Annotated in this window: 27 protein-coding genes and 1 riboswitch; of the genes, 21 read left to right on the top strand and 6 right to left on the bottom strand. The window is 62.3% G+C overall.

Going from position 1 to position 24,989, the window contains the following annotated elements; translation table 11 throughout:
• Positions 1 to 201: 201 nt before the first annotated feature.
• Entirely contained in the window at positions 202 to 1,521 is a 1,320-nt protein-coding gene (locus ACZ5G6_RS14905) for an ammonium transporter (RefSeq protein WP_223933267.1), read from the top strand.
• A complete protein-coding gene (locus ACZ5G6_RS14900) occupies positions 1,518 to 1,856 on the top strand; it encodes a P-II family nitrogen regulator (RefSeq protein WP_223933265.1) in 339 nt (112 codons plus the stop codon). Before ACZ5G6_RS14905 ends, ACZ5G6_RS14900 begins: the two co-directional genes overlap by 4 nt.
• A 90-nt stretch (positions 1,857 to 1,946) precedes the next feature.
• Here the strand turns inward: ACZ5G6_RS14900 and ACZ5G6_RS14895 are convergent, their stop codons facing one another.
• Complete coding sequence (locus ACZ5G6_RS14895) at positions 1,947 to 3,347, bottom strand: glucose-6-phosphate dehydrogenase (RefSeq protein WP_498686236.1); 1,401 nt, start codon at positions 3,345 to 3,347, stop codon at positions 1,947 to 1,949.
• A gap of 151 nt (positions 3,348 to 3,498) precedes the next feature.
• Here ACZ5G6_RS14895 and ffh point away from each other — a divergent pair, with 151 nt between their 5' ends.
• Complete coding sequence (ffh, locus tag ACZ5G6_RS14890; RefSeq protein WP_223933261.1) at positions 3,499 to 5,076, top strand: signal recognition particle protein; 1,578 nt, start codon at positions 3,499 to 3,501, stop codon at positions 5,074 to 5,076.
• 109 nt (positions 5,077 to 5,185) lie between these two features.
• Complete coding sequence (locus ACZ5G6_RS14885) at positions 5,186 to 5,908, top strand: alpha/beta fold hydrolase (RefSeq protein ID WP_498686232.1); 723 nt, start codon at positions 5,186 to 5,188, stop codon at positions 5,906 to 5,908.
• On the opposite strand, the gene thiC is transcribed toward ACZ5G6_RS14885, so the two are convergent.
• Positions 5,891 to 7,738 (bottom strand): phosphomethylpyrimidine synthase ThiC, encoded by a 1,848-nt coding sequence (gene thiC / locus ACZ5G6_RS14880; RefSeq protein WP_498686229.1) that lies wholly within the window; start codon positions 7,736 to 7,738, stop codon positions 5,891 to 5,893. The two genes, ACZ5G6_RS14885 and thiC, sit on opposite strands and share 18 nt — an antisense overlap.
• Positions 7,733 to 7,840: riboswitch (TPP riboswitch) on the bottom strand. It overlaps the preceding gene by 6 nt.
• An 87-nt stretch (positions 7,841 to 7,927) precedes the next feature.
• Between thiC and ACZ5G6_RS14875 the strand changes: the two genes are divergently transcribed.
• From ACZ5G6_RS14875 to ACZ5G6_RS14795, 17 genes are all read left to right on the top strand, one after another.
• Entirely contained in the window at positions 7,928 to 9,010 is a 1,083-nt protein-coding gene (locus ACZ5G6_RS14875; protein ID WP_498686227.1) for an amidohydrolase family protein, read from the top strand.
• 77 nt (positions 9,011 to 9,087) lie between these two features.
• Positions 9,088 to 9,960, top strand: a complete 873-nt coding sequence (locus ACZ5G6_RS14870) for a VOC family protein (RefSeq protein ID WP_223933255.1) — start codon at positions 9,088 to 9,090, stop codon at positions 9,958 to 9,960.
• A 107-nt stretch (positions 9,961 to 10,067) separates the two neighbouring features.
• Positions 10,068 to 10,520 carry a hypothetical protein gene (locus tag ACZ5G6_RS14865; RefSeq protein WP_498686224.1) on the top strand — a complete coding sequence of 151 codons (453 nt, stop codon included), beginning with the start codon at positions 10,068 to 10,070 and terminating at the stop codon, positions 10,518 to 10,520.
• A 223-nt stretch (positions 10,521 to 10,743) separates the two neighbouring features.
• Positions 10,744 to 11,163 (top strand): 30S ribosomal protein S16, encoded by a 420-nt coding sequence (rpsP, locus tag ACZ5G6_RS14860; RefSeq protein WP_017199647.1) that lies wholly within the window; start codon positions 10,744 to 10,746, stop codon positions 11,161 to 11,163.
• A 1-nt stretch (position 11,164) separates the two neighbouring features.
• The gene (locus tag ACZ5G6_RS14855; protein ID WP_011775119.1) at positions 11,165 to 11,407 is read left to right on the top strand and encodes an RNA-binding protein; all 243 of its coding nucleotides are present in this window, start codon (positions 11,165 to 11,167) and stop codon (positions 11,405 to 11,407) included.
• A gap of 130 nt (positions 11,408 to 11,537) precedes the next feature.
• Complete coding sequence (gene rimM / locus ACZ5G6_RS14850) at positions 11,538 to 12,089, top strand: ribosome maturation factor RimM (RefSeq protein WP_223933252.1); 552 nt, start codon at positions 11,538 to 11,540, stop codon at positions 12,087 to 12,089.
• Positions 12,090 to 12,887: a tRNA (guanosine(37)-N1)-methyltransferase TrmD gene (gene trmD / locus ACZ5G6_RS14845; RefSeq protein WP_498686222.1), complete on the top strand. Its 798-nt coding sequence runs from the start codon at positions 12,090 to 12,092 to the stop codon at positions 12,885 to 12,887. It begins immediately after the preceding gene.
• Positions 12,888 to 13,134: 247 nt separating this feature from the next.
• Positions 13,135 to 13,488 (top strand): 50S ribosomal protein L19, encoded by a 354-nt coding sequence (gene rplS / locus ACZ5G6_RS14840; RefSeq protein WP_223933248.1) that lies wholly within the window; start codon positions 13,135 to 13,137, stop codon positions 13,486 to 13,488.
• 81 nt (positions 13,489 to 13,569) lie between these two features.
• The gene (lepB, locus tag ACZ5G6_RS14835) at positions 13,570 to 14,244 is read left to right on the top strand and encodes a signal peptidase I (protein ID WP_498686220.1); all 675 of its coding nucleotides are present in this window, start codon (positions 13,570 to 13,572) and stop codon (positions 14,242 to 14,244) included.
• On the top strand, positions 14,245 to 15,078 hold the full coding sequence (gene lepB / locus ACZ5G6_RS14830; protein WP_498686219.1) for a signal peptidase I: 834 nt from the start codon (positions 14,245 to 14,247) through the stop codon (positions 15,076 to 15,078). It abuts the gene before it with no gap.
• 5 nt (positions 15,079 to 15,083) lie between these two features.
• Positions 15,084 to 15,794, top strand: a complete 711-nt coding sequence (rnhB, locus tag ACZ5G6_RS14825) for a ribonuclease HII (protein WP_223933242.1) — start codon at positions 15,084 to 15,086, stop codon at positions 15,792 to 15,794.
• A gap of 68 nt (positions 15,795 to 15,862) precedes the next feature.
• Complete coding sequence (locus ACZ5G6_RS14820) at positions 15,863 to 16,207, top strand: DUF2469 domain-containing protein (protein WP_216923842.1); 345 nt, start codon at positions 15,863 to 15,865, stop codon at positions 16,205 to 16,207.
• Positions 16,208 to 16,322: 115 nt separating this feature from the next.
• The gene (locus ACZ5G6_RS14815; protein ID WP_498686217.1) at positions 16,323 to 16,688 is read left to right on the top strand and encodes a YraN family protein; all 366 of its coding nucleotides are present in this window, start codon (positions 16,323 to 16,325) and stop codon (positions 16,686 to 16,688) included.
• Positions 16,688 to 18,229 carry a YifB family Mg chelatase-like AAA ATPase gene (locus ACZ5G6_RS14810; RefSeq protein WP_498686215.1) on the top strand — a complete coding sequence of 514 codons (1,542 nt, stop codon included), beginning with the start codon at positions 16,688 to 16,690 and terminating at the stop codon, positions 18,227 to 18,229. Before ACZ5G6_RS14815 ends, ACZ5G6_RS14810 begins: the two co-directional genes overlap by 1 nt.
• Positions 18,226 to 19,458 (top strand): DNA-processing protein DprA, encoded by a 1,233-nt coding sequence (gene dprA, locus ACZ5G6_RS14805; RefSeq protein ID WP_498686214.1) that lies wholly within the window; start codon positions 18,226 to 18,228, stop codon positions 19,456 to 19,458. Before ACZ5G6_RS14810 ends, dprA begins: the two co-directional genes overlap by 4 nt.
• A gap of 64 nt (positions 19,459 to 19,522) precedes the next feature.
• Positions 19,523 to 20,449 carry a tyrosine recombinase XerC gene (locus ACZ5G6_RS14800; RefSeq protein ID WP_498686213.1) on the top strand — a complete coding sequence of 309 codons (927 nt, stop codon included), beginning with the start codon at positions 19,523 to 19,525 and terminating at the stop codon, positions 20,447 to 20,449.
• A 232-nt stretch (positions 20,450 to 20,681) separates the two neighbouring features.
• The gene (locus tag ACZ5G6_RS14795; RefSeq protein WP_498686211.1) at positions 20,682 to 21,185 is read left to right on the top strand and encodes a DUF3145 domain-containing protein; all 504 of its coding nucleotides are present in this window, start codon (positions 20,682 to 20,684) and stop codon (positions 21,183 to 21,185) included.
• A gap of 88 nt (positions 21,186 to 21,273) precedes the next feature.
• On the opposite strand, the gene ACZ5G6_RS14790 is transcribed toward ACZ5G6_RS14795, so the two are convergent.
• The 4 genes from ACZ5G6_RS14790 to ACZ5G6_RS14775 all read right to left on the bottom strand — a co-directional run bounded on the left by ACZ5G6_RS14790 (position 21,274) and on the right by ACZ5G6_RS14775 (position 24,989).
• Positions 21,274 to 22,509, bottom strand: coding sequence for a beta-ketoacyl-[acyl-carrier-protein] synthase family protein (locus tag ACZ5G6_RS14790; protein ID WP_223933233.1), 1,236 nt, complete (start codon positions 22,507 to 22,509; stop codon positions 21,274 to 21,276).
• A 131-nt stretch (positions 22,510 to 22,640) separates the two neighbouring features.
• Positions 22,641 to 22,886 (bottom strand): acyl carrier protein, encoded by a 246-nt coding sequence (locus tag ACZ5G6_RS14785; protein ID WP_011692310.1) that lies wholly within the window; start codon positions 22,884 to 22,886, stop codon positions 22,641 to 22,643.
• 115 nt (positions 22,887 to 23,001) lie between these two features.
• Positions 23,002 to 24,063, bottom strand: coding sequence for a beta-ketoacyl-ACP synthase III (locus ACZ5G6_RS14780; protein WP_223933232.1), 1,062 nt, complete (start codon positions 24,061 to 24,063; stop codon positions 23,002 to 23,004).
• A complete protein-coding gene (locus ACZ5G6_RS14775; RefSeq protein ID WP_498691891.1) occupies positions 24,060 to 24,989 on the bottom strand; it encodes an ACP S-malonyltransferase in 930 nt (309 codons plus the stop codon). Before ACZ5G6_RS14775 ends, ACZ5G6_RS14780 begins: the two co-directional genes overlap by 4 nt.

The following is a 24,989-nucleotide window of genomic DNA, read 5'->3' as shown; positions in this document are numbered from 1 at the left end:
ATTTGCGGGGAAGTGTGACGCATGAAACATATCCGTAACAGCGGGGATATGCACCATTTACGTTGGGGAGGTTGTTGTAACGAGCCTGCAATGTAAAACCTGCGCAGGCGAAACACGGTGGCACAAAAATCTTAAGCAGGACGCAAAACGGCGTCAGGACGGCGGTTGAACCGCAGATCTAGCAAGAGAGGAACGTGCACCATGGAACTTACCGCAGGTCACGTATGGGTCATGGTGGCGGCGGCACTCGTGCTGTTCATGACTCCCGGTTTGGCATTCTTCTACGGCGGCATGACCCGCGCCAAGGCAGCACTGAACATGATGATGATGAGCTTCATCTCCATCGGCATCGTGGGTGTGGTCTGGGTGCTGTGGGGCGCATCGATGAGTTCGGGCGAAGGCTTCATGGAGGTCGTGGGCAATCCGTTCGCTACCTTCGGCCTGGAAGGCATCACCACGCCTGATGGCTTGATCAAGGTCGGCTATGCCGCCACCTTCGCTATCATCACGGTAGCCCTCATCAGCGGTGCTATCGCAGACCGCGCCAAGTTCGGCGCCTGGAGCCTCTTCGTTCCCGTTTGGGTCACCCTGGTCTACTGCCCGCTTGCCTACATGGTGTGGGGCGGCGGCCTGTTCGGCCCTGAAGGTGCAATCGGCAAGGCCCTCGGTCCGGCCATTGACTTCGCCGGCGGCACCGTGGTGCACATCAATGCAGGTGTGGCGGCACTCGTCCTGGTCCTCATCATCGGTAACCGCCGCGGCTTCGGCAAGGACCCGAACCACCGTCCGCACAACATCCCGTTCGTCATGCTCGGTGCAGCCATCCTCTGGTTCGGTTGGTTCGGCTTCAACGGTGGTGCAGCAGCCACTGCTGAACAGGCTGGCCTGATCTGGATCAACACCTTGGCAGCCCCCGCCGCGGCCATGATCGCCTGGCTCGTCACAGAACGCATCCGCGATGGCCACCCGACCTCACTGGGTGCAGCGTCCGGCGTGGTCGCCGGCTTGGTCGCCATCACTCCCGCCTGTGCCAACGTCAGCCCGGTGGGCGCCCTTGGACTCGGTGTTGTAGCCGGCGTCGCCTCCGCCCTGGCAGTCGGCCTGAAATTCCGCTGGGGCTTCGATGACTCCCTGGACGTCGTCGGCGTCCACCTCGTCTCCGGCATCATCGGCACTGTGGCGCTTGGTTTCATCGCCCTTCCGGCAGACGGCGTTGGCGGTGGCCTCTTCTACGGTGGCGGTCTTACCCAGCTCTGGGCACAGCTCGCAGCAGCCGGCGTTGCAATTGCCTTCTCGGCAATCATGACGGCCATTATTGCCTTCGCCATCCACAAGACCATGGGCTTCCGGGTCTCCACCGAGCAGGAGAGCGTGGGTGTCGACCTCAGCCTGCACGCCGAGACTGCCTACGAGTTCGGCGTCGGTGGCCACGGCGGAAGCTTCCAGCCGCTGCACGACCTCGTTACGGGCAAGTCTGAAGAGAAAGCTTCCGCAGAAGGCAAGGAGAGTGTCCAGGCATGAAGCTCATTACAGCGATCGTCCGCCCGGAAAAGCTTGAAGCAGTCCGGGAAGGCCTGGAAGCGTACGGGGTCCAGGGTTTGACGGTCAGCGCGGCAAGTGGCTACGGCCGGCAGCGCGGCTACACCGAGGTGTACCGCGGCGCCGAGTACAACGTAGACCTGCTGCCCAAGATCCGCATCGAGGTTCTTGCCACGGACGAGCAGGCAGATGACATTCTTGATGTTCTGATCGCCAGCTCCAACACAGGACGCGCCGGGGACGGCAAGGTCTGGACCGTGGATGTTTATGAAGCAGTTCGAGTTCGGACCGGTGAACGCGGCTCAGCCGCCATCTAGGTTCTGAAACCAGACACGAAAGCGGGCCGGGTACCAGCAAAGGTACCCGGCCCGCTTTCTGCGTTGCCGGTGTGTCGATTCACCCCTGTCTTAATTCACGACGGCGGTGTGCCAGTCCGCCGGTCCGGCGCTACCGGCGTCGTACTCATCCAGGGGGACGCTGTCCTGGCCCCAGGCCCGGAGGACGGGCTCAATGATCCGCCAGCAGTCCTCGGCGGTGTCGCCCCGGACTGAAAGCAGGGGATCGCCGGTGAGCACGCCCTCGAGCACTTCACCGTACGGCAGCATGCCGGGCTCGTTGAGTTCGGCCAGCAAGGTGGCACGGTCCAGAGCGAAAATGTTACCGGGGCCATTCACATCGACGTGGAGCTCGAGGGTGTCCGGCCCGAAGCCGATCCGGAGTTGATTGGGGGAGTCCACGCCGGTGAAGCCCACGGGCAAGTGGGGAACAGGCCGGAAAGTGATGACGGCCTCCTTCCGGCGTTGTCCCATGGCTTTTCCGGAACGGAGGATGAACGGGACACCCTTCCACCGCCAGTTATCGATGTTCACCCGGACTTCGGCGAGGGTCTCGGTGTTGCGGGAAGGGTCGACGCCTTCCTCTTCGGTGTAGTCGGGCACCTTCCGATCTCCGAGGCTCCCCGCCGTATAGCGGGCCCGCCGCGTCGAGTCCTTGTAAGGCGCCTTGACGCTGCTCGCGCGCAAGACCGTCGCCACGGCGTCGCGGAGATCGCGTTCCTCGATGGTTGCCGGTGCATCGATGGCAATGAAAGCCATGATGTGCAGGAGATGGCTCTGGATCATGTCGCGCAGGGCCCCGGCGCCATCGTAGTAGCGGGCTCGTCCTTCGAGGGCGAGGTCCTCATCGAAGACAATTTCCACCTTTTCTACGTGCTCACGGTTCCACACCGGTTCGAGGAACCGGTTGGCAAAGCGGAGGCCAAGGATGTTCAGGACTGTCGCCTTGCCGAGGAAGTGGTCCACGCGGTGGATGTGGTCCTCGGGCACCAGCGTGGCAAGTGTTTCGTTGAGTTCGCGTGCTGATTCCGCGCCGGAGCCGAAGGGTTTTTCCAGCACCAGCCGGGTGCCGGGCGGCAGCTGCTCCCGGCGGAGAACCTCGCAGGCCTTCTGGCTGACGTGCGGCGGCAAGGCGAAATAGATGGCAATGGGCCCCTCCAAGCGCGCCAGGAGGTCTGCCAGGGGACCATCGGCGGTTACATCCACTTGGTGGTACTCCGTGGATTCTGCAGAAGCTGCCAATGCCTTGCGACCGCTTGCATCGGCTGCCTTTGAGGCAGCCGCAAATGCGCCATTAACCCTCTCCTGCCATTGCTCCGGCGTCCAGGGATCGGACCCCGCTCCCACCAGCCGCAATCCTGGCACCCTGCCGGTGGCCAGTAGCCCCGCAAGTCCAGGGAGGAGCAGCCTGCCCGTAAGGTCCCCGGATGCGCCGAGGATGAGCAACGTTTTCACAGTTGTTTTGCTGGTCACTGTGCCAGCATGCCATCTTGCAGGTGCGACTTGGTACCCTAGATAGTCGAGTCCCGTAGTTGAGGCAAATTTGTTGGGGCAAGAATAAGTCAAGACTCTGGCGTGCCGCATTGGCCGCCAATCGCAGACCATCGAAAGAAGTGCACGGCGCGTGTTCAATTCACTCTCTGACCGGTTGACAGCAACCTTCAAGAACCTCCGTGGCAAGGGCCGCCTCTCCGAGGCTGATGTCGATGCCACCGTCCGGGAGATCCGCCGTGCCCTGTTGGACGCGGATGTTGCCGTTTCGGTGGTCCGCGAATTCACCTCGCGCATTCGCGAGCGGGCTCTGGGCGCTGAGGTGTCGGGTGCGCTGAACCCGAGCCAGCAGATCGTCAAGATTGTCAACGAGGAACTCGTGGAGATCCTCGGCGGTGAAACCCGGCGCATCCGCATGGCCAAGACCGGCCCCACCATCATCATGCTTGCCGGCCTCCAGGGCGCCGGCAAGACCACCCTCGCCGGCAAGCTCGCCAAGTGGCTGAAGGCCCAAGGCCACAGCCCCATCCTCGTAGCTTGCGACCTCCAGCGGCCCAACGCCGTGACGCAGCTCCAGGTTGTGGGCCAGCGTGCTGGCGTCCCTGTTTTCGCGCCGCACCCGGGAGCAACCTCGGAGTTGGAGCACCCGGCCGGTGACCCGGTAGCGGTCGCCAGCGCCGGGGTGGCAGAAGCGCGCCAGAAGCTGCACGACGTCGTGATCGTGGATACCGCCGGACGCCTCGGTGTGGACGCCGAGATGATGGACCAGGCACGCCGGATCCGCCAGGCGATTATCCCCAACGAAGTCCTCTTCGTGATCGACTCCATGATCGGCCAGGATGCCGTCAACACGGCCATGGCGTTCGACCACGGCGTTAACTTCACCGGCATCGTGCTGTCCAAGCTCGACGGCGATGCCCGCGGTGGTGCCGCACTTTCGGTTGCGTCCGTGACGGGTAAGCCGGTCATGTTCGCGTCGACCGGTGAGGGACTGGACGACTTCGAACTCTTCCACCCGGACCGTATGGCTTCGCGCATCCTGGACATGGGCGACGTCCTCACCTTGATCGAACAGGCTGAAAAGGCCTGGGACAAGGACGAAGCTGCCCGGATGGCGAAGAAGTTCGCCGACCAGGAAGACTTCACCTTGGATGACTTCCTCGCCCAGATGCAGCAGATCCGCAACATGGGTTCCATGAAGAAGATGCTCATGATGATGCCGGGTGCGCAAAACATCCGCCAGCAACTGGAGAACTTCGACGAACGCGAAATCGACCGTGTCGAGGCGATCGTCAGGTCCATGACTCCGCACGAGCGCGTTGCTCCCAAAATCATCAACGGCTCCCGCCGTGCCCGCATCGCAAAGGGTTCAGGTGTGCACGTCTCGGAGGTCAACGGCCTCCTGGAGCGCTTCGCCCAGGCCCAGAAAATGATGAAGAAGATGGCCCAGGGTGGCATGCCTGGTATGCCGGGCATGCCCGGAATGGGTGGTCCCGGCGGCGGCCGCAAGGGTGGCAAGAACGCTCCCAAGAAAAAAGCGCGCTCCGGTAACCCCGCGAAGGCGGCCCAGGAACTGCGCGACGCCGAGGCCAAGCGGGCCAACGCGGCCTCGGCGGCTCCTACCGGAGCGGCGTTCGGCCAGGGCGCTGCGGACTTCGATCCGTCCACGCTGAACCTCCCCAAGGGCTTCGAGAAATTCCTGGGTAAGTAACCCGAATTTCCATCCCAGCCAATTGACAGTTGACGGGCGTTGTGGGAGCTCATCACGGCGTCAGCTGTCATTTGGCTGGGATGTCAGGCCTCTGGACTAGGGTGAATCCATGCACAAGCAGCGCGTAGTCTTCGTCCACGGACTGGGGAGTTTTGGCGCCTCGGCATGGCCCAGGCAGCACGGTATGGCTCTGTCATATGACGCGCTTTTCCTCCGCCGGCACGGCTTTGATCCCACGGACGAACCCTTGAAATCGGACGTCGCTGCTGACATCGGCATCGTGGTGGCGTCGCTTGAGGATGCAGGTGGCGGCCACATCGTGGCGCATGAGCAGGGCGCAATTTCCGCCATGCTCGCAGCGGTTGACCGGCCGGAGCTGGTGTATTCGCTGACACTCGTTGAGCCAGCCTGTCTGTCCTTGACAGCTGAGCTGCCTGCCACCGCATACCATCGTTCGCTCATGGAGCCACTGTTTGCGGTGCGGGACCAGCTCAACGACGCCGACTATCAACGCGAGTACTTCAGGCGCGCATTCTCAGCCGAAGCGAGCGGCCTGGACACGCTGGAAGCGCGCCGTTCCGCGCGTCGCCTCCGGCTTCAGGCGCCCCCGTGGGAGGCGCCCCTGCACATCGTCCCTGGCGTACCTACTCTCGTCCTTACAGGCGGCTGGGAGCCATTGTATGAAGAAATTGCCGGGTACCTGCAGGAAACCGGCGCCCTCCGACGCGTAGCAGCGGGAGGGCACCGGCCTCAGGACTCGGTTGATGGAGACCGGATTATCCGCTCCTTTGTAGCCGACGTCGTCCGGACGAGGTCAGTTAAGGTTTCCTGACGCTCCCGCCGCTTGGGTGGAGGGAACCTGCAGCTCCGGCAGGTAGACCTTGCCGCCTGACGCCAGGAACTCTTCGCTCTTCTCCCGCATCCCGCTGTACATTTCCGCAATGGCTGCCTGCGACTCCGCTGATCCGTATTCGTCGCGGATGTCCTGGCTGATGCGCATGGAACAGAATTTGGGTCCGCACATCGAGCAGAAGTGGGCTGTCTTCGCCGGTTCCGCAGGCAGTGTTTCGTCGTGGAATGCCTCTGCAGTGACAGGGTCCAGGGAAAGTGCGAACTGGTCGCGCCAACGGAATTCGAAGCGGGCCTTGGAGAGGGCGTCGTCGCGTTCGTTCGCTCCAGGGTGGCCCTTGGCGAGGTCAGCGGCGTGCGCCGCGATCTTGTACGTGATGACGCCGGTCTTGACGTCGTCCTTGTTCGGCAGTCCGAGGTGCTCTTTCGGCGTCACGTAGCAGAGCATGGCGGTACCGTAGCGGGCGATTTCCGTGGCGCCGATGGCTGAAGTGATGTGGTCGTAGCCGGGGGCGACATCGGTGACCAGGGGACCCAGGGTGTAGAACGGTGCACCCTTGCAGAGTTCCTGTTGGCGCTCCACGTTCTCCCGGACCAGATGGAACGGTACGTGGCCCGGTCCTTCGACCATCACCTGGACGTCGAACTCCCATGCCCGCTGCGTCAGTTCGGCGAGGGTGTCCAGCTCGGCGAACTGGGCAGCATCGTTGGCATCCGCCGTGGCGCCCGGGCGCAGCCCGTCACCGAGGGAGAACGCGACATCGTACTTGGCGAAGATTTCGCACAGCTCATCGAAGTGCGTGTAGAGGAAGTTTTCCTGGTGGTGCGCCAGGCACCAACCCGCCATGATCGAGCCGCCGCGGGACACGATGCCGGTGACGCGGTTGGCTGTCAGCGGCACATACCGAAGCAGCACGCCTGCATGGATGGTCATGTAGTCAACACCCTGCTCGCACTGCTCGATCACGGTGTCGCGGAAGATCTCCCACGTGAGCTTGTTGGCTTCGCCGTTGACCTTTTCAAGGGCTTGGTAGATCGGGACAGTGCCGATGGGCACCGGGGAGTTGCGGATGATCCACTCACGGGTGGTGTGGATGTCATCTCCGGTGGAGAGGTCCATGACGGTGTCGGCGCCCCATTGCGTGGCCCACTGCAGCTTGTCTACTTCTTCGGCAATGGAGCTCGTGACCGCGGAGTTGCCGATGTTGGCATTGATCTTGACCAGGAATGCCTTGCCGATGATCATCGGCTCGGATTCAGGGTGGTTGATGTTGTTGGGGATGATGGCCCGGCCTGCGGCGACTTCACTCCTGACGAGTTCAACATCGCAGTTCTCACGCAACGCCACGAACTGCATTTCAGGCGTAATGATGCCTTGCTTGGCGTAGTGCATCTGCGTGACGGTCTTGCCCTCGACGGCGCGGCGGGGCACCGGCTGAGCGCCCTTCCACTCTGCCGACGCTGCGCCGCGGCGGACAGCCGACTTGCCGTCGTCGAGCAGGTTCCGTTCGCGGCCCGAGTAGGCTTCCGTGTCGCCGCGGCCCTCGATCCATGCGGCCCGGAAGGGCTCCAGGCCCACTACGGGATCACTGCCCGGCCCCGCGGTTCGGTACACCTGCAGCGGAGCGTTTGCTTCGCCGTTGGGGGACGGTTCAAGCGCGATCTCCGTGACGGGGACGCGAATGCCATTCGCGGGGTCTTCCAGCCAAGCCAGCGAATGGGATTTCAGCGACTGTGTGACGCTTCCCGCCGCATTTTCGCTGGTACTGGCCTGGCTTTGGGCAGGGCTGTGCTGTGTTTCGGTGGTGCTCAAGGATTACTCACTTCCTTCGCCGGCATTACCCGGACAGGTTCAACGGTCGCAGACTGCGTCAGTCCGATCTCAGCCCCTGCAAGGGCCCCCGTGTGGTCGTAGACGAAGCTACCACAGCCCGCGGCCTGCACCCCAGTCATATCCGAAAACGTCGAGCCCGAAGCTACGGGGCCCACTAGGCTTTTTGCCATGCAGAACATCATCGAATTCAGCGGACCTGTGCTTGTGGCAGGAGACGACCAACGGCACGGGTTGTGGTCCGTCGATGGCAGGCTGACCTTCCAACGTCCCGCCGCACCGCCCGATTCCGTGCTGGATGGATGGGTCCTTCCCGGTTTTGTTGACGCCCATTGCCATATTGGACTTGGCGTTGGTGGGACGGTAGATGAGCAGACTACGCTTGCCCAGGCGCAGGCGGACCTTAAGGCCGGCACGTTGCTGATCCGCGATGCTGGGTCGCCCAGCGACACGCGATGGGTCCAGCAGCGCCAGGACCTGCCCCGACTCATCAGGGCAGGCCGCCACATCGCACGCAGCCGCCGGTACTTGCGCGGCTTGGGCCATGAAGTCGAGCCGGACGAGCTTGTGGAGACGGTCCGCAAGGAAGCCCGTGACGGAGACGGGTGGGTGAAGATCGTCGGCGACTGGATCGACCGCGACGCCGGTGACCTTGCAGTTTCCTTTCCCGCGGACCTGGTCCGGGATGCCATCGCCGCCGCCCATGACGAAGGTGCCCGGGTGACGGCCCACTGTTTCGCTGAAGACACCATTGACGACATGCTCGACGCCGATATTGATTGCATTGAACACGCCACCGGCCTCTTGCCCCGGCACATTCCCCGTCTCGTGGAGCAGTCCGTGCCGATTGTTCCTACGTTGGTCAACATTGCGACTTTTCCGGAGATCGCCGCCCAAGCTGCCCCAAAGTTTCCTGGGTACGCCGACCACATGACGCGTCTGTGGGAACGACGCCGTGAACGGGTGTTGGAGGCTTTTGAAGCCGGCGTGACGATTTTTGCGGGAACGGATGCCGGCAGCGTGATCGAGCACGGCCGTATAGCGGATGAGATGCAGGAACTGCACGACGCCGGCCTGCCGCCAACCGCTGTCCTCGACGCTGCGTGCTGGGGCGCACGAAAGTGGCTGGGAGCTGAGGGTATCAGCGAAGGTGCCAGTGCCGACGTCGTGGTCTGCCGTGAGGATCCTCGCCAGAGGATCGGCACTGTCGGGAGCCTGAATCATGTTGTCCTGCGAGGAAACGTCGTCCGCTAGGAATAAATTGAAGCTTCAAGTAATTTAGATAGGTAGAACGTGCCGAAGGGCGGCCACCTATAAACCGGGAGCTTCACATGACCACAGCATCAAGCCAGGACCTCCTTCCTGCCGAACTCACCATGGGCACCGTCATGCTCAAGGTTGGCGACATGAAGCTCATGAGCGACTACTACCAAAGGGCCCTGGGCCTTGAGGTAGTTGCCGAGCAGGATGGCGGACTTTACCTGGGGCGGCTGGGGAAGCCGGTGGTTCACCTCGCACCCGCCGCCGGACTGCAGATTCCGGGTCGCGGCGAAGCGGGACTTTTCCATACGGCCATCCTTTTCCAGGACCAGCCGTCCCTGGCGGCCACTATCGCCACGGCCGCCGAATATGAACCCCGCGCGTTTGTGGGCAGCGCCGACCATCTGGTGAGTGAAGCGTTCTATTTCACTGATCCCGAAGGTAATGGGATTGAGCTCTATTACGACAAGCCGCGCGAAGTCTGGCAGTGGGACGGGAAAAATGTGGTGATGGACAATGTTGCCCTGCCGCCCCAGCGCTTCCTTCAACAGCACTTGAGTGAGGCCGCCGTGACTGGCCAGCGGGAAGCCGCTGCCGGCGTCGGGCACGTGCACCTTCAAGTAGGTGACGTGCAGACTGCCCAGGATTTTTACGTGGACACCCTGGGTTTCGAAAGGACCGCGGGCTGGCATGGGCAGGCGTTGTTCGTTTCCGCCGGCGGATACCACCACCACATGGCGATGAACGTGTGGAACAGCCGCGGGGCCGGGCCCCGCAGGGACACCCTTGGCTTGGGCGAAGTCCTGATCGAGGTGCCGACCAGCGACGACGTCGCCGCACTGGCTGACCGGCTGAAAGTTGCGTCCGTGGCCAACCATCACACGGGCCTGGAGTTGCAATTTGAAGACCCCTGGCGCAACAGGCTGCGCGTCGCCGTGCGCTAAGTTGCCTCGCGCTGCTTTCGAGTGCGGTGGCCCGGACTGCACTAGGCTGGGCTTTGGTGGTATTCGTTCTTTTTGGGCCGTTGCCGCCGCCCCGTCAGCACGAAGGAATGAGAGTACTCTCCATGGGCTTTGCCGAAATTTTTGTAGCCACCCACGATGAAGCACTCAAGAGGGCCGCTGCCTTGGACCGGGGCGCCGATGTTACGGGACCTGCCGTCAGGATTGATGGCATCACCGACTTTGAGGTCGAGCAGCTGGGAGACCTTGCTGGCCAGGCCGTCCACGCTGCCGGTGCCGATTATGAGCTGGCTCTGGTTGATGTCACCAGCGATGCCCTCCTCGGCGTTCCCGAGGCCATGGTGCGGGCGCTTGCCGAACTTCTTACCTATGAAAGCGAAGGCGACGGAAACGTTCTCGACGACGTCGCCGCGGCCTGGGCTGCGCAGGAGGACATGCCTTTTGGTGCGGATGAATCGCGTCAGTACGTCCAGCAGTTGGCCGCTTTGGCAACTGACGTTGAAAAGGCGGAACGTTCAGGGCTCTACGTCTGGTCCGTCTGACCCTTGGTACGTTCCGGACCGCGCTGACAATCAAGAAACAGTGCCCGGAGTGGCGTAAGTCGTAATTACTTCCGGCATCTGGCACAATGGTCAGGTACTTGATTGGCGCGGCCCCTCTCTCCGTGCCCAAATCTTGTCCTTTTGGAACCCCCAAGTATGGCCCGCCCCACGGGTGCAGAACGTCGGGTTCAACCCCGTTTCAGAAACAGGAGTGACCACAAAAGTGGCCGTAAAGATTCGCCTTAAGCGCTTCGGTAAGATGCGCGCACCGTACTACCGCATTGTCGTCATGGATGCCCGCGCCAAGCGCGATGGCCGCGCCATTGAAGAAATCGGTAAGTACCACCCCACCGAAGAGCCGTCGTACATCGAGGTCGCCTCCGAGCGCGCCCAGTACTGGCTTTCCGTTGGCGCCCAGCCGACCGAGCAGGTTGCCGCGATCCTCAAGATCACCGGTGACTGGCAGAAGTTCAAGGGCCTGCCGGGCCAGGAAGGCACCCTGAAGACCAAAGCTCCGAAGGAAGCCTTCGTAGCCCCGGAGAAGGGTTCCGTCATCATCCCGGAAGCCATCACCAAGAAGGCCAAGAAGGACGAAGCCGAAGCTCCGGCCGAGGCTGAAGCAGAGACCACCGAGGCTGAGTAAGTTGCTGGCAGAAGCGCTCGAACACCTGGTCCGTGGGATCGTTGACAGCCCTGAGGATGTCAAGGTCAGTGCCAAGAACAACCGCCGCGGGGAATCCCTCGAGGTGCGTGTTCACCAGGAGGACCTCGGACGGGTGATCGGCCGTCAGGGACGCACCGCACGCGCATTGCGCACTGTGGTTGCGGCCTTGGCAGGTGGCGAGCAGGTCAGGGTCGACGTCGTCGACACCGATCGCCGCCGGTAACGCGCTCAGCAATACTTGCCTTAGATCCGGCCCCTTCACCGAATATGGTGGAGGGGCCGGATTGCTTTATCGATCATTTCATTCCGTAGCTGCCCGGCAGCGCGGGCACAACGAGAATTCAGAGGAACCCATGCAGCTCCAGGTGGCCCGGATCGGCAAACCCCATGGCATCCGCGGCGAGGTGACGGTCCAAGTGCTTACCGACGCCCCCTCAGAGCGTTTCGTCGCCGGAACCGAGTTCGTTGTGGAGCCGGCCGCTGCTGGCCCGCTGACCATCCGAAGTGCCCGGTGGAACAAGGACATCCTCCTGCTCGGCTTCGAAGAGATTGCTGACCGCAACGCCGCCGAAGCCATTCGTGGTGCGAAGCTTTTCATCGAAACCGAAGAACTCGACGACGAAGACGACGAAGGCTGGTACGAGCACGAACTCGTTGGCCTGGAAGCGCGCGTTGGCACACAGGTTGTGGGCAAAGTTGCCGCGCTGACCACACTGCCGGTTCAGGACCTGTTGACGGTCAAGACGGAGGAAGGAAAGGAAATCCTCGTTCCCTTCGTCGACGAAATCGTTCCCGAGGTCAACATTGAGGAGGGGTTCATCCTCATCACTCCGCCTGCCGGGCTCTTCGAAATCAACGATGACACAGCAGGGGAGTCCGGGGACGGCGCCGGAGATGATGCCTGAATGAGGATCGATGTTGTCAGCATTTTCCCTGAGTACCTTGCTCCGCTTGAACTTTCGTTGATAGGCAAGGCCCGCCAGGATGGGCTGCTGGAACTTAACGTCCACGACCTCCGTACCTTCACCACTGACAAGCACCGGACCGTGGACGACACCCCTTATGGTGGCGGCGCCGGTATGGTCATGAAACCCGAGCCGTGGGCACAGGCGCTCGAATCGGTTGCCGGCGTTCGTGAGGGCGCTAAACCTGTCCTGATTGTTCCTTCGCCGGCGGGGGAGAGGTTTACCCAGGCGCTTGCCTACGAGCTCGCAGAAGAGGAACAGCTCGTCTTTGCCTGCGGACGCTACGAGGGGATTGATGAGCGTGTCATCGACTGGGCCCACGAGCACTTCACGGTGCGGCCTGTCAGCCTTGGCGACTACGTCCTCAACGGCGGCGAGGTTGCTGTCCTGGCCATGGTTGAAGCAATCGGCCGCTTGCTCCCAGGCGTTGTAGGCAACCCCGAATCCCTTATTGAAGAGTCCCACTCAGACGGGCTCCTGGAATATCCCGTATATACCAAACCATCCTCGTGGCGGGACCACGAAGTGCCGCCGGTCCTGCTCAGCGGCAACCATGGGAAGATCGCGCAGTGGCGGCGCCATGAACAGTTCCGCCGCACTGCCGAGCGCCGTCCGGATCTCCTTGAACACTTCGACGCCGGTCAGTTGAGTCGCGCGGACCGCAACGCCCTTGCGGACCTGGGCTACGACGTCGTGGAGGGGCGCCTGCGCAGCCGTCCCGGGCACGAAGCACAATAACTGTGCGCGAATCTGCACAATTGGCCGGATGCTGCGGCGTGTGGCAGAATTAACCCTTGTGTCTGCTGGGCTAGCACCTGCCACAGGGGGAGCGTAGCCAACAGCCGGACAACCCGGTGCCGCCAAACAGTGGCGGGAACCGGACACTAAGAAACTTCGGCGGAGATTTCCGGCTGGCTTTGGTGCCGCGGGCTTGTCTGCCGTAACCCAAAGTGAATGACCTGTGGCGTTCACCAGGAGTGGATCAATGCATATCCTCGATAGCGTAGATGCAGCCTCGCTGCGTAACGATGTTCCTGAGTTCCGCGCGGGTGACACCCTCAAGGTTCACGTCAACATCATCGAAGGCAAGAACTCCCGTATCCAGGTATTCCAGGGCTTCGTCCTGGGCCGCCAGGGTGACGGCGTTCGCGAAACCTTCACCGTGCGCAAGGTTTCCTTCGGTGTCGGCGTAGAGCGTACCTTCCCGGTGCACTCCCCGATCATCGACAAGATCGAGGTCGTCACCAAGGGTGACGTCCGTCGTGCCAAGCTTTACTACATGCGCGCACTGCGCGGTAAGGCTGCGAAGATCAAGGAAAAGCGCGACTTCGCCAAGTAAGTCCACCGACTTACGCAACGGGTCCAGGATTCGTGCCCGGTTCGTTCCGGAGCAATCCGCAACGCAACAGGGATACGAGTCATGGACACAGCCGAACGCCAGCCCCGGAAACAGGGCTGGCGTTTTGCTTTGCTGGCATTGGTCCTTGCCGTCGCAATCAGCGGGTTGATCCGCTCCCTGTGGATCGACGTCTACTACATTCCTTCCGAGTCCATGGAGCCGTTGCTCGGCACCGGGGATAGGATCCTGGTTTCACGCACAGCATTCACCACGGATCCCATCAAGCGCGGGGACGTCGTTGTCTTTGATGGGCGTGGATCGTTTGCCCCGCTCAGCAGCGGTAAGGGTCCATTTGTTGACGCGGCTGCAGCTATGAGCCAGTGGCTCGGGCTTACGGGTAGCGACACCACGTACGTGAAGCGGGTCATTGGTGTTCCGGGTGACCACGTTCAGTGCTGCTCCGCCGATGGGCGCCTCACAGTGAACAGTCAGGTACTTGAGGAACCCTATATTTACCCCGGCGATGAACCCAGCACACAGAAGTTCGACGTCGTGGTCCCCGCGGGACGGCTCTGGCTGATGGGCGACCACCGATCCCGCTCTGCTGATTCCCGAGGATTGCTGGGAGCGCCCGGTGGAGGAATGGTCCCGCTGGACCGGGTGATCGGCAGACCGGTCCAGATCATCTGGCCCCTTGATAGATTTGCAGAAGTGCCTCGCACCACGCAGGCCGAACCATCAAAGAACGGACAATAAATGCCGGACAGAGTTCCCGAGAATCCCGAGCCGCACGACGACGACGTGCGGCTCTCGGACGGGACGGCTGGCGTCGCCGGTGTGGCTGAGCCCCGCCCGGTCGATGACACTGCTGACGCTACCGGCAACAAAGCGGACGAGGGCGATAAGCCCCGCAGGAACCCTGTCCTTGGCTGGTTGAAGGAAATCGTCACGGTCGTGGCGATTGCCGTGGTGCTCTCCTTCCTTATCAAGACATTCCTTTTCCGGGCGTTCTACATTCCATCTGAATCGATGGAAAGCACCTTGGACGTGAATGACCGCATCTTCATCAACCTGCTGGTGCCGGAGCCCTTCGCCTTGGAACGCGGCGACGTAGTGGTCTTCAAGGATTCGCAGGGATGGCTTCCGGCAGTTCTGAAAAAACCGGCCGGCCCTCTTGACTGGGTAGGCGACACCTTGGAATTCGTTGGCTTGGCGGCCGACGACAATGAACAGCATCTGGTCAAGCGGGTTATCGGGCTCCCGGGTGACCACGTTTCCTGCTGTGACGCGCAAGGTCGCCTCAGTATCAATGGTGTTCCCGTGGACGAAACGTACATCAACCCCTCGGAAGTACCGCAGCCCAACCCGTTCGACATCATCGTTCCAGAGGGCAAAGTCTGGGTCATGGGAGACAACCGCAACCACTCGGCCGATTCCCGGGCGCACCAGGAAGTCAATGGTGGTTTCATTAATATCGAGGACGTCGAAGGCAAAGCCACGGTCATAGCCTGGCCCGTCAAACGGTGGACTGTGCTGGACAATTACCCTGATGTCTTCAAGAACGTTCCCGCGGGCACTTCAGGAAAGTAACAGCCATGGCAAGCACCCGGCTGAAGACCAAGGCACCGACCGAAATTCCGACCCTTGACGTCGAGCGTTCCTTCCTGTCTCCCCGCGTGCGGTTGCTGGCCGGCGTGGACGAGGTTGGCAGGGGTGCACTGGCTGGCCCTGTGAGTGTGGGAATCGCCGTGGTCAACCTCGAGGACCACGCCCTACTGGCCGATGTCCGGGACAGCAAGTTGCTTAAGCCCGAGGACCGCGACCGGTTGGAGCCTCTGGTCCGGGACTGGGCCGTAGCATCTGCAGTTGGCCATGCGTCCGCCCGGGAAATCGATGACGTCGGTATCATAGCGGCCCTGCGCCTGGCGGGAACGCGGGCATGGTTTGAGATCCTCGCCGGTGGCGTCACGCCTGATGTGGTGTTGTTGGATGGCAGCCACAATTGGCTCTCTCCGGAAGTTCAAGCGTCACTGTTCGACACCGCGTCCACGGGACCTTGGTGTGAAGCTCCCGTCCATACGAGGGTGAAAGCGGATATGAGCTGCCTGAGCGTGGCCGCTGCCAGTGTCCTGGCCAAAGTAGCCCGCGACCGCATCATGGTGGATCTGCACTCTGAAGTACCTGCCTACGGCTGGAACGAAAACAAGGGTTACGCCACCGCAGCGCACCGCGAAGTGATCAGGCTGCAGGGTCCCAGTCCCTACCACCGGACAAGCTGGAACCTGACTGGACCAGATGTGTCCTAAAGGCTTGCTACGCAGCGTCTGTCCTACGGATGGCGTCCGGTGCGCGGCAGATGGTGCAAGATGGAACTATGAGCGCCGAGGACCTTGAGAACTATGAAACCGACATGGAGCTGCAGCTCTACCGCGAATACCGGGACGTTGTCGGTTTGTTCAGCTACGTTGTCGAAACTGAGCGGCGTTTCTACTTGGCCAACCATGTTGATTTACAAGCCCGCAGTGCAGACGGCGAAGTCTATTTTGATTTGACCTTGCAGGATGCCTGGGTTTGGGACGTCTACCGTTCAGCCCGCTTCGTGAAAAATGTCCGGGTCATTACCTTCAAGGACGTCAACGTCGAGGAACTGCCGCGCAACGAGGATCTTGCGTTGCCCAAGGACGGTGGCCTCGGAGACCTGGGCGATCTCGGAAACTAGCCCCGCATCCGCGCTTAACTCTTCCTCCACAAGACGGTGATGTGACGGGTTTACCCACATAGCGCCAGGACTGTCTGTCACCGGCCGCTGCCAGCGATAAAGCTGGGTAGCGGAGGTGGTGCTCATGAGGGCAAAAGACATTCTTGGCCGTAACGGCGAGGCTTTGGCGGCAGGATTCCTGGAAGGCCAGGGCATGCGGATCGTCGATCGAAATTGGCGGTGCGCCGACGGTGAAATCGACATCGTGGCGCTGGAGGGTGACACCCTGGTGGTCGCGGAGGTTAAGACCCGCAGCAGCCTGGATTACGGACATCCCTTTGAAGCAGTAGGTCCAGCCAAGCTGGCACGGTTGCACCGGCTCGCGGCGTCGTGGTGCCGTGAGCATGAACTGAATGCTCCGCGAAGACGTGTAGATGTGGTGTCAGTCATCCATAACGGCATTGGGGATCCCCAAATGGAACACCTGAGGGGTGTTGGCTGATGGGGGTGGGGCGCAGCTACTGCATTGCCTTGGTGGGACTTAACGGTTACATCGTGGAGGTAGAAGCCGATATCGGACAGACCCTTCCCGCATTCGTGATTCTGGGACTACCTGATGCCGCACTAAACGAAGCCAAAGAACGGATACGCTCCGCGGCACAAAACTCGGGAATTCCCTTGAGCCGGCGGAAGATCACGGCCAACCTCATTCCGGCATCCTTGCCCAAGCGGGGTTCGGGTTTTGACCTGGCCATCACCATGGCTGTTCTCCGTGCTGCGGAGGACATTCGATCCATCGATGGAACGGTATTCATAGCTGAGCTCGGTTTGGATGGCCGGTTGCGGCCAGTGAGGGGCATCCTTCCTGCAGTCATGGCCGCTGTGCAGGCAGGATATCCGGAGATTGTGGTCGCCGAAGCAAACGTCGCTGAGGCAACGCTGGTACCGGGGGCACAAGTCAGGGGATACCGGACCCTCGCCCGGCTTGCGTACGATTTTGGTGCGGACCCGAAAGACCTGGCCCTGGACTACGACCCGACCGGCAGTGATCCGGAGGATGGGAACGATGACGCCATGGGCATCGTGCCTGATCTTTCCGACGTTTCCGGGCAATCTGATGCCCGGCGTGCGCTGGAGGTCGCTGCCGCCGGTAGCCACCATATGCTCCTGACCGGTCCACCGGGTGCGGGTAAGACGATGCTTGCAGAGCGTCTGCCGGGACTCTTACCTGATCTGGAGGACAAGGCAGCAATGGAGGTTACTGCCATTCACTCCCTGGCAGCGGTCCGCTCATCTACAGGCACGTTGCTTCGGAGGCCGCCGTTCGAGAATCCCCACCACAGCGCCACTGCAGCTGCCATCATCGGAGGCGGCTCGGGACTTCCCCGCCCCGGTGCTGCCTCCCGGGCACACCGAGGGGTCCTCTTCCTTGACGAGGCTCCAGAATATGAACGGCGCGTCCTGGATGCCCTGCGCCAGCCCCTGGAGAGCGGCGAACTGGTGATTCACCGTTCGGCAGGAACAGCGGCTTACCCTGCGAGGTTCCAATTGGTGCTGGCAGCCAATCCTTGCCCCTGCGGCAAAGCCTCGGGCAAGGGGATGGACTGCACATGCACGGCACTCATGCGCAGGCGGTACTTCGGGCGCATATCGGGTCCCCTCTTGGATCGCGTCGACATACAACTCCAGGTGGAGCGCGTCTCCCTTGCTGACTTTGGACAGTCCGGCACGGAAGAGGGCACGGACGCTGTCGCAGGGCGCGTACTTGCTGCGAGGCAGAGGCAAGCCGAACGTCTGGGGGCGTTCGGCATCGAGACCAACTCGCAAGTGCCGGGACGCACCCTGCGCGGGGAACTGAGGCTGGCACCTGGCACCACCCGCATCCTGGACACGGCCCTGGAACGAGGCATTCTCACGGCCCGCGGCTATGACCGCGTTCTCCGATTGGCCTGGACGCTGGCAGACCTGGACCATAGCAACATTCCCTCCGCAGACCACATCGGACAAGCGCTCGGCCTCCGGCAAGCGACGGCAACGGCATGAAGGACAACGTGATGAAGGAAGGCACAGGCGCAAGGGTGCTGGGAACGCAGGAAAAGGAAAAGATTGCGCGGGCAGCGTTGGCCCGTCTGATGGAACCGCAGGATTCCGTGGGACTCGCATTGGTTCATGCAGTTGGAGCAGTTGACGCGCTGGGTATCGCGACGGGCGAACTCGCTGCCGGCCCAGGCCTTGAACAGGAGATCTCCGCCTTGCTGGCGGAAAGCGGAGGGTCGGCATCCTGGGCGGGGCTCGCGGACAGCAAGCGGCGCTGGGCTCCGCGTGTCCCGGACCTCGCGCCGGACCGCGACCTGGAGACGATGAAGAGACTCGGTGGCCGCCTGATTGTTCCGGGTGACGAGCTATGGCCTGGGCAGTTGTCGGACCTCGGCCTGCAGGAGCCGCTGTGCCTGTGGTGGCGGGGACACGAGCAACCCCTTCCGCCAGCCCGGCAGACCATCGCATTGGTGGGGTCCAGGGACAGCACAAGCTATGGAGCGTCGGTTACGGGGGATCTTGCCTACGGTTTGGCCCAACGCGGCTACTGCGTAGTTTCCGGGGGCGCCTACGGCATTGACGCCCACGCCCATCGTGGGGCCCTCCGTGGCGGGGTCGCAACCGTACCAACCATTGCGGTCATGGCAGGGGGCGTGGACCGCTTCTATCCATCCGGAAACGAGGACCTTCTTCGTGCCGTGGCCAACCAAGGTGCCGTGATTTCCGAGGTACCACCCGGCTCTGCCCCGACACGGTATCGATTCCTGCAGCGAAACCGCCTCATCGCTGCGCTGGCATCTGTCACGGTGGTGGTCGAAGCCCGGTGGCGCTCAGGCGCACTCAACACAGCCCATCATGCTGAGGGCATAGGAAGGGTAGTGGCAGCTGTTCCCGGATCCATTCACAGTGCGAACTCGGCTGGTTGCCACCGGCTGCTTCGGGATGGTGGGGCGATCTGCGTGACGGACGTCGGAGAAATAGCTGAACTGGCCGGTCAGAACGGCGAGATGATGGTCACTGACAAAGATTCGGCGGCAGCACCCCATGATGGTTTGTCCTTGGAAGACCTGATTCTCCTGGACGCCTTGCCGCTTCGATCAGTGAGCTCCGTGGAAAAACTCACGGTAGTTGCCGGCCTCAGCCCGGACTCTGTGCGTGCCGGCCTGGGGCGCTTGGGACTTCTAGGACTGGCATCCTCTGAACGGGGGGCCTGGAAGCGAACCAAGAATGCCTGAGGCGGGCAGGTAGCGAAGCATGTTGATGCACCCGGACGGTGCATGTTGCTGGCAAAGTGGAAGGGTGGACGCAGAATCATTGCCGGCATCGCTGGAGAGCGCCGTGGAGGGCTTCGAACGCTATCTCCGCGGTGAGCGCGCGAGATCGGCACATACAGTCCGCGCGTATATGGCAGATGTGCATAGCCTTCTCGGATTCGCCGTCCAGGAGGGCATGCGCAATCTCGATCAATTGGAGCTGGGTTCCCTCCGTCGCTGGCTAGGGGCGCAAAGTGAAGCAGGGATGGCCCGGTCCACTCTCGCCCGCCGTGCCGCTACCGCCAGGTCGTTTACGCGGTGGGCCCTGAGGGAGGAACTGATCGCCACGGATCCTGCCATTCGCCTGCAAGCGCCCAAACGGGAGAAGTCGTTGCCGGGAGTCCTCCAGCAGCAGCAAATTGCCAGGCTGGTAGATAGCCTGGATACCGCCGCGGCGGATGGAGGTCCACTGGCCCTCCGGGACCGTGCCATGGTGGAACTGCTGTACGCGTCGGGTGTGCGCGTCGGGGAGCTTGCCGGGCTGGACATCGATGATGTGGATCCGGATCGAAGGACCCTCCGTGTCATTGGCAAGGGAAACAAGGAGCGGACCGTTCCGTTCGGAGTTCCGGCTGCCGCTGCCGTCAAAGACTGGTTACGCCGGGGACGGCCGACGCTGGTAAATGCAACGAGCGGGCCAGCCCTGTTCGTGGGCGTGAGGGGAAACCGCGTTGACCCACGCCAAGTCCGTGCAGTTGTGGCCGCCTTGCTGCAAGCCCTTGGCGACACCGCTGCAACCGGGCCCCACGCATTGAGGCATAGTGCCGCCACCCACTTGCTCGATGGTGGGGCCGACCTTCGGGCGGTGCAGGAAATTCTTGGCCACAGCAGCCTCGCCACTACCCAGATATACACCCATGTTTCCGTGGACAGGCTTCGGAAGAGTTACCAGCAAGCCCATCCTCGCGCCTGAAGATGACGGCCAGGGAGTTGCACTGGCGGAAAAGGGAAGGGTACGGCAAAATGAAAGCACCACCGCCGAACCTTCAATTTAGGGTTGAGGGTTCGTTTCGTGCCAGAATCAAAGAGTCTTAGCTAATTGAATAGCCTGTAGGGTCCATAAGAATGACAGGGCCGGGCAGCAACAGCAAACATCCGTGGCAGAGGTCGTTGGGGAAGACGTACCTACAGCTATGGAGGATGGAATGTCTGTTGCAACAACCCGCGGTGTCCTGTTCGTGCACTCGGCCCCTACGGCACTGTGCCCGCACGTTGAGTGGGCTATCGGATCGGTCGTGGACAAGCGGACCGATCTTGAGTGGACCCCTCAGCCAGCTGCGCCCGGAATGTTTCGGGCTGAATTGTCCTGGACCGGCACGCCCGGCACCGGGGCCCTGTTGGCGTCCGCTCTTCGGGGCTGGGCGCATTTGCGGTATGAGGTCACTGAAGAACCGAGCCAAGGCGTGGACGGGGCCCGCTGGTCGCATACCCCTGAGCTCGGCATTTTCCATGCGGTCACAGACGTGCATGGAAACATCATGGTGAGTGAGGACCGCATCCGCTATGCCTATGAGTCAGGAGCGGGAGACCCTTCGGCCGTTTACCACGAACTGTCGTTGGCCCTGGGTGAGGCCTGGGACGAGGAGCTGGAGCCCTTCCGCCACGCAGCTGAAGGCGCTCCGGTCCGGTGGCTGCACCAAGTTGGTTAGCTGTACGTAGAACCACACCCCATAGCAATGAAGAGGGCCCCACCTGGTGGTGGGGCCCTCTTCACGTCTCAATGAGGCAAAGCCCGTCTTAGACGTTGCGCACCGCGATGACGGCGTTGTGTCCGCCAAATCCGAACGAGTTGCTCAGCGCGACGATGTCACCTGCGGGCAAGTCACGAGCGGAGGTCACGACGTCGAGCGGGATCTCGGGATCCTGGTTCTCAAGGTTGATTGTGACCGGTGCCTTGCGCTCATAGACAGCCAAGACGGTGAGGACGGCTTCTACAGCCCCGGAGGCACCCAGGAGGTGGCCCATCTGGGATTTGGTGGCAGAGACCGCAACGTTGTCCACGTGGGTCCCCAGGGCGGCACGCAGGGCCGTGTACTCGGGCTTGTCGCCAACCGGGGTGGAGGTGGCGTGGGCATTGACGTGGACTACGTCTTCGGCCTGGATCCGGCCGTCGAACATCGCGGCCTTCAGTGCGCGCGTGGCACCAAGGCCTTCGGGATCGGGGGCCGTGATGTGGTAGGCGTCAGCCGTTACCGAGGTTCCGGCAAGCTCAGCGTAGATGCGCGCGCCGCGGGCGATCGCATGCTCTTCTGCTTCGAGTACCAGCGCGCCGGCACCCTCACCCATGACAAAGCCATCGCGGTCTACGTCGTAGGGCCGGGAAGCACGCTCGGGCTCGTCATTGCGGCGTGAGAGCGCCTGCATGGACGAGAAGGCTGCCAAGGGCATCGGGTGGATAGCGGCTTCGGCTCCACCGCACATGACGACGTCGGCCTTGCCGGAACGGATCAGGTCCAAGCCAAGGTGCAGGGCCTCGGTACCGGATGCGCAAGCGGAAACAGGGGTATGCGCTCCGGCGCGGGCGCCCAAGTCAAGGCTGACGGCAGCGGCCACGCCATTAGGCATGAGCATTGGAACGGTCATGGGCAGGACGCGGCGCGGACCCTTCTCCCTGAGCGTGTCCCATGCATCAAGGAGCGTCCATACGCCGCCGATGCCCGTGGCAAAAGCCACCGCCAGGCGGTCGTGGTCGATGTCCTCGATGCCTGAGTCAGCCCATGCTTCCCGGGCAGCGATGACGCCAAACTGCGTGGACGGATCCATGCGCTTGGCTTCTACCCGGCTCAGGACTTCCAGGGCGGGCGTCGAGCACCTGGCCGCAAAGTGGACGGGGAGGTCGTACTTAGCCACCCACTCGTCTTCGAGCGTGCGGGCACCTGAGACCCCTTTCAGCGCGTTCTGCCACATTGTGGGGACGTCGCCGCCGATGGGAGTGGTGGCCCCCAGACCGGTTATGACTACTTTGCGTGCCATGCGATCACTCTCTGTCGGATCAGCCGTCCCCTCTGCGGATTTGCGGGGGGCGGCAGGAAAAACTTTGGGCGTTACTGCGGCTGTGCCGGGCCAGGATTAAGCATCCTGGCCCGGCACAGCTGGTACCAGGCTTAGGCCTGGGCGTTTGCGATGAAGCTGACGGCGTCGCCGACGGTCTTGAGGTTCTTGACCTCTTCGTCAGGGATGCGCACGCCGAACTTCTCTTCGGCGTTCACGACGATGGTCATCATGGAGATGGAGTCGATGTCCAGGTCCTCGGTGAAGGACTTGTCCAGCTCGACAGCTTCGGTAGCCAGGCCTGTTTCTTCGTTGACGATTTCAGCCAGGCCGGCCAGGATTTCTTCGTTGCTAGCCATTGTTGGCTCCTTTTCTTGTTGTGCCGGCTATGCCGGAAAGGGGGCAAACCGCGGTTACGGTTTGGGTTTGTAAGTCATATTCAGTTGGCTGGAGGCCACCGGGCCGGTCCAGGTCTTATGGCAGAACGACTACTTGGGCGCCAAACACCAATCCGGCGCCGAAGCCGATCTGCAGGGCCAGCCCACCGCTGAGTTCAGGGTTCTCCTGGAGCAGGCGGTGCGTGGCCAGGGGGATGGAAGCAGCTGACGTATTGCCGGCTTGGGCGATGTCGCGGCCAACCACAACGGTCTCCGGAAGCTTCAGCTTCTTCACCATCTCGTCGATGATCCGCATGTTGGCCTGGTGCGGCACGAAAGCCGCGAGGTCGCTGGCTTCGATGCCGGCAGCGTCGAGTGCCTGCTGCGCGACCTTGGCCATTTCCCAGACGGCCCAGCGGAACACCGTCTGGCCGTCCTGGCGCAGCGTCGGCCAAACATCCTGCGCGGCGGAAATAATCGCCTGGTCATCGGACTCATCCGAATGGCGGGCAGTCTCCCCAAGGGTGCGGACTTCGTCGAGGGAATGCGTCATGCCGATCGCGTTCCACTTGCTGCCATCCGAGCCCCACACAGACGGTCCGATGCCGGGAGTGTCGGACGGTCCCACCACTACGGCGCCGGCACCGTCGCCGAGCAGGAACGAGATGGTGCGTTCGTGGTTGTCGATGACATCCGAGAGTTTCTCGGCGCCAACCACCAGGACATATTCGGCAGAACCGGAGCGCACCAACGCATCAGCCTGGGCCACGCCGTAGCAGTACCCCGCACAGGCGGCGGAGATGTCGAAGGCGGGTGCCGGCGTCGCGCCCAAACGCTCGGTAAGGGCAGCGGCGGCCGACGGCGTTGCGTAAGGGTGGGTCACGGTGGAGACGATGACTGCACCCAGCTGGGAAGGTTCGATCCCCGCCCGCTGGATGGCTTCGCGGGCGGCACCTTCGGCCATGTCGATGACGCTGACACCAGCGGGTGCGCGGTGGCGGGTGATGATGCCCGTGCGTTGCCGGATCCATTCATCCGAGGAATCGATCCACTGGCAGACGTCGTCGTTGGTGACGATGACATCGGGACGGTAAGCGCCGATACCCAGGATGCGGGCATTCTCGTTGACCTTGGCCTTGTTGAGTACCGGGGTGCTCACGCTTGTCCCTCCAATTCGGCGAAGAGTGCCAGCGCCGCGGACAAATCATCCGGGGTTTTGACGGCAACTGTCTTGACCCCTGGCATTCCACGCTTGGCCAGGCCGGCGAGCGTACCGGCGGGAGCCAGCTCGATTACACCGGTAACTCCGCGGGCCGAGAGGTTCTCCATGCACTGGTCCCACCGGACGGGCCTGGAGACCTGCGCAATCAGGCTGTCGACGGCGGCAGAACCTGCCGTAACTTCCTTGCCGTCATAGTTGGACAGCAGGGGGACCTTGGGGTCCTGCGGAGACAAGGAAGGCTTCAGTGCTTCCAGCGCGCTGACGGCGGGAGCCATGTGCGACGTGTGGAAGGCGCCGGCAACCTTCAAGGGGATGACGCGTGCCTTGGCCGGAGGGTTGTCCGCCAAGGCCTTGAGCTGCTCGAACGTTCCTGCGGCGACTGTCTGGCCAGCCCCGTTGACGTTGGCAGGAGTGGCGCCGGATGCCTCGATGGCCGCGAGGACCTCTGCGGGATCGCCACCCACCACGGCGCTCATGCCTGTGGGGGTTACGGCCGCTGCGGCGGCCATGCTGTTGGCACGCTCGCGGACGAAGGTCATGGCTTCCTGCTCCGTGAGGACGCCCGCAAGGGCTGAAGCCGTGATTTCACCGACGGAGTGCCCTGCAAGGACCACAGGAAGTGTGCTGAGTTCGACATCGAACAAAGACTTGGCTGCCACCAGGCCTGCGGCAACGATCAGCGGTTGGGCCACTGCGGTGTCTTTGATGGTTTCTTCATCAGAGGTGGTTCCGTGGGCTTTGAGGTCGATGCCTGCGATCTCGCTCAGGGTGGCCAATTGGCCTTCGACGGAGGGGAGTTCCAGCCAAGGGGCCAAAAATCCAGGGGTCTGGGAGCCCTGTCCAGGGCAGACGATTGCAAGCAC

This window comes from Arthrobacter sp. TmtSoilC51 (assembly GCF_055388015.1).
This window is presented reverse-complemented; position numbering and strand designations above follow the sequence as displayed.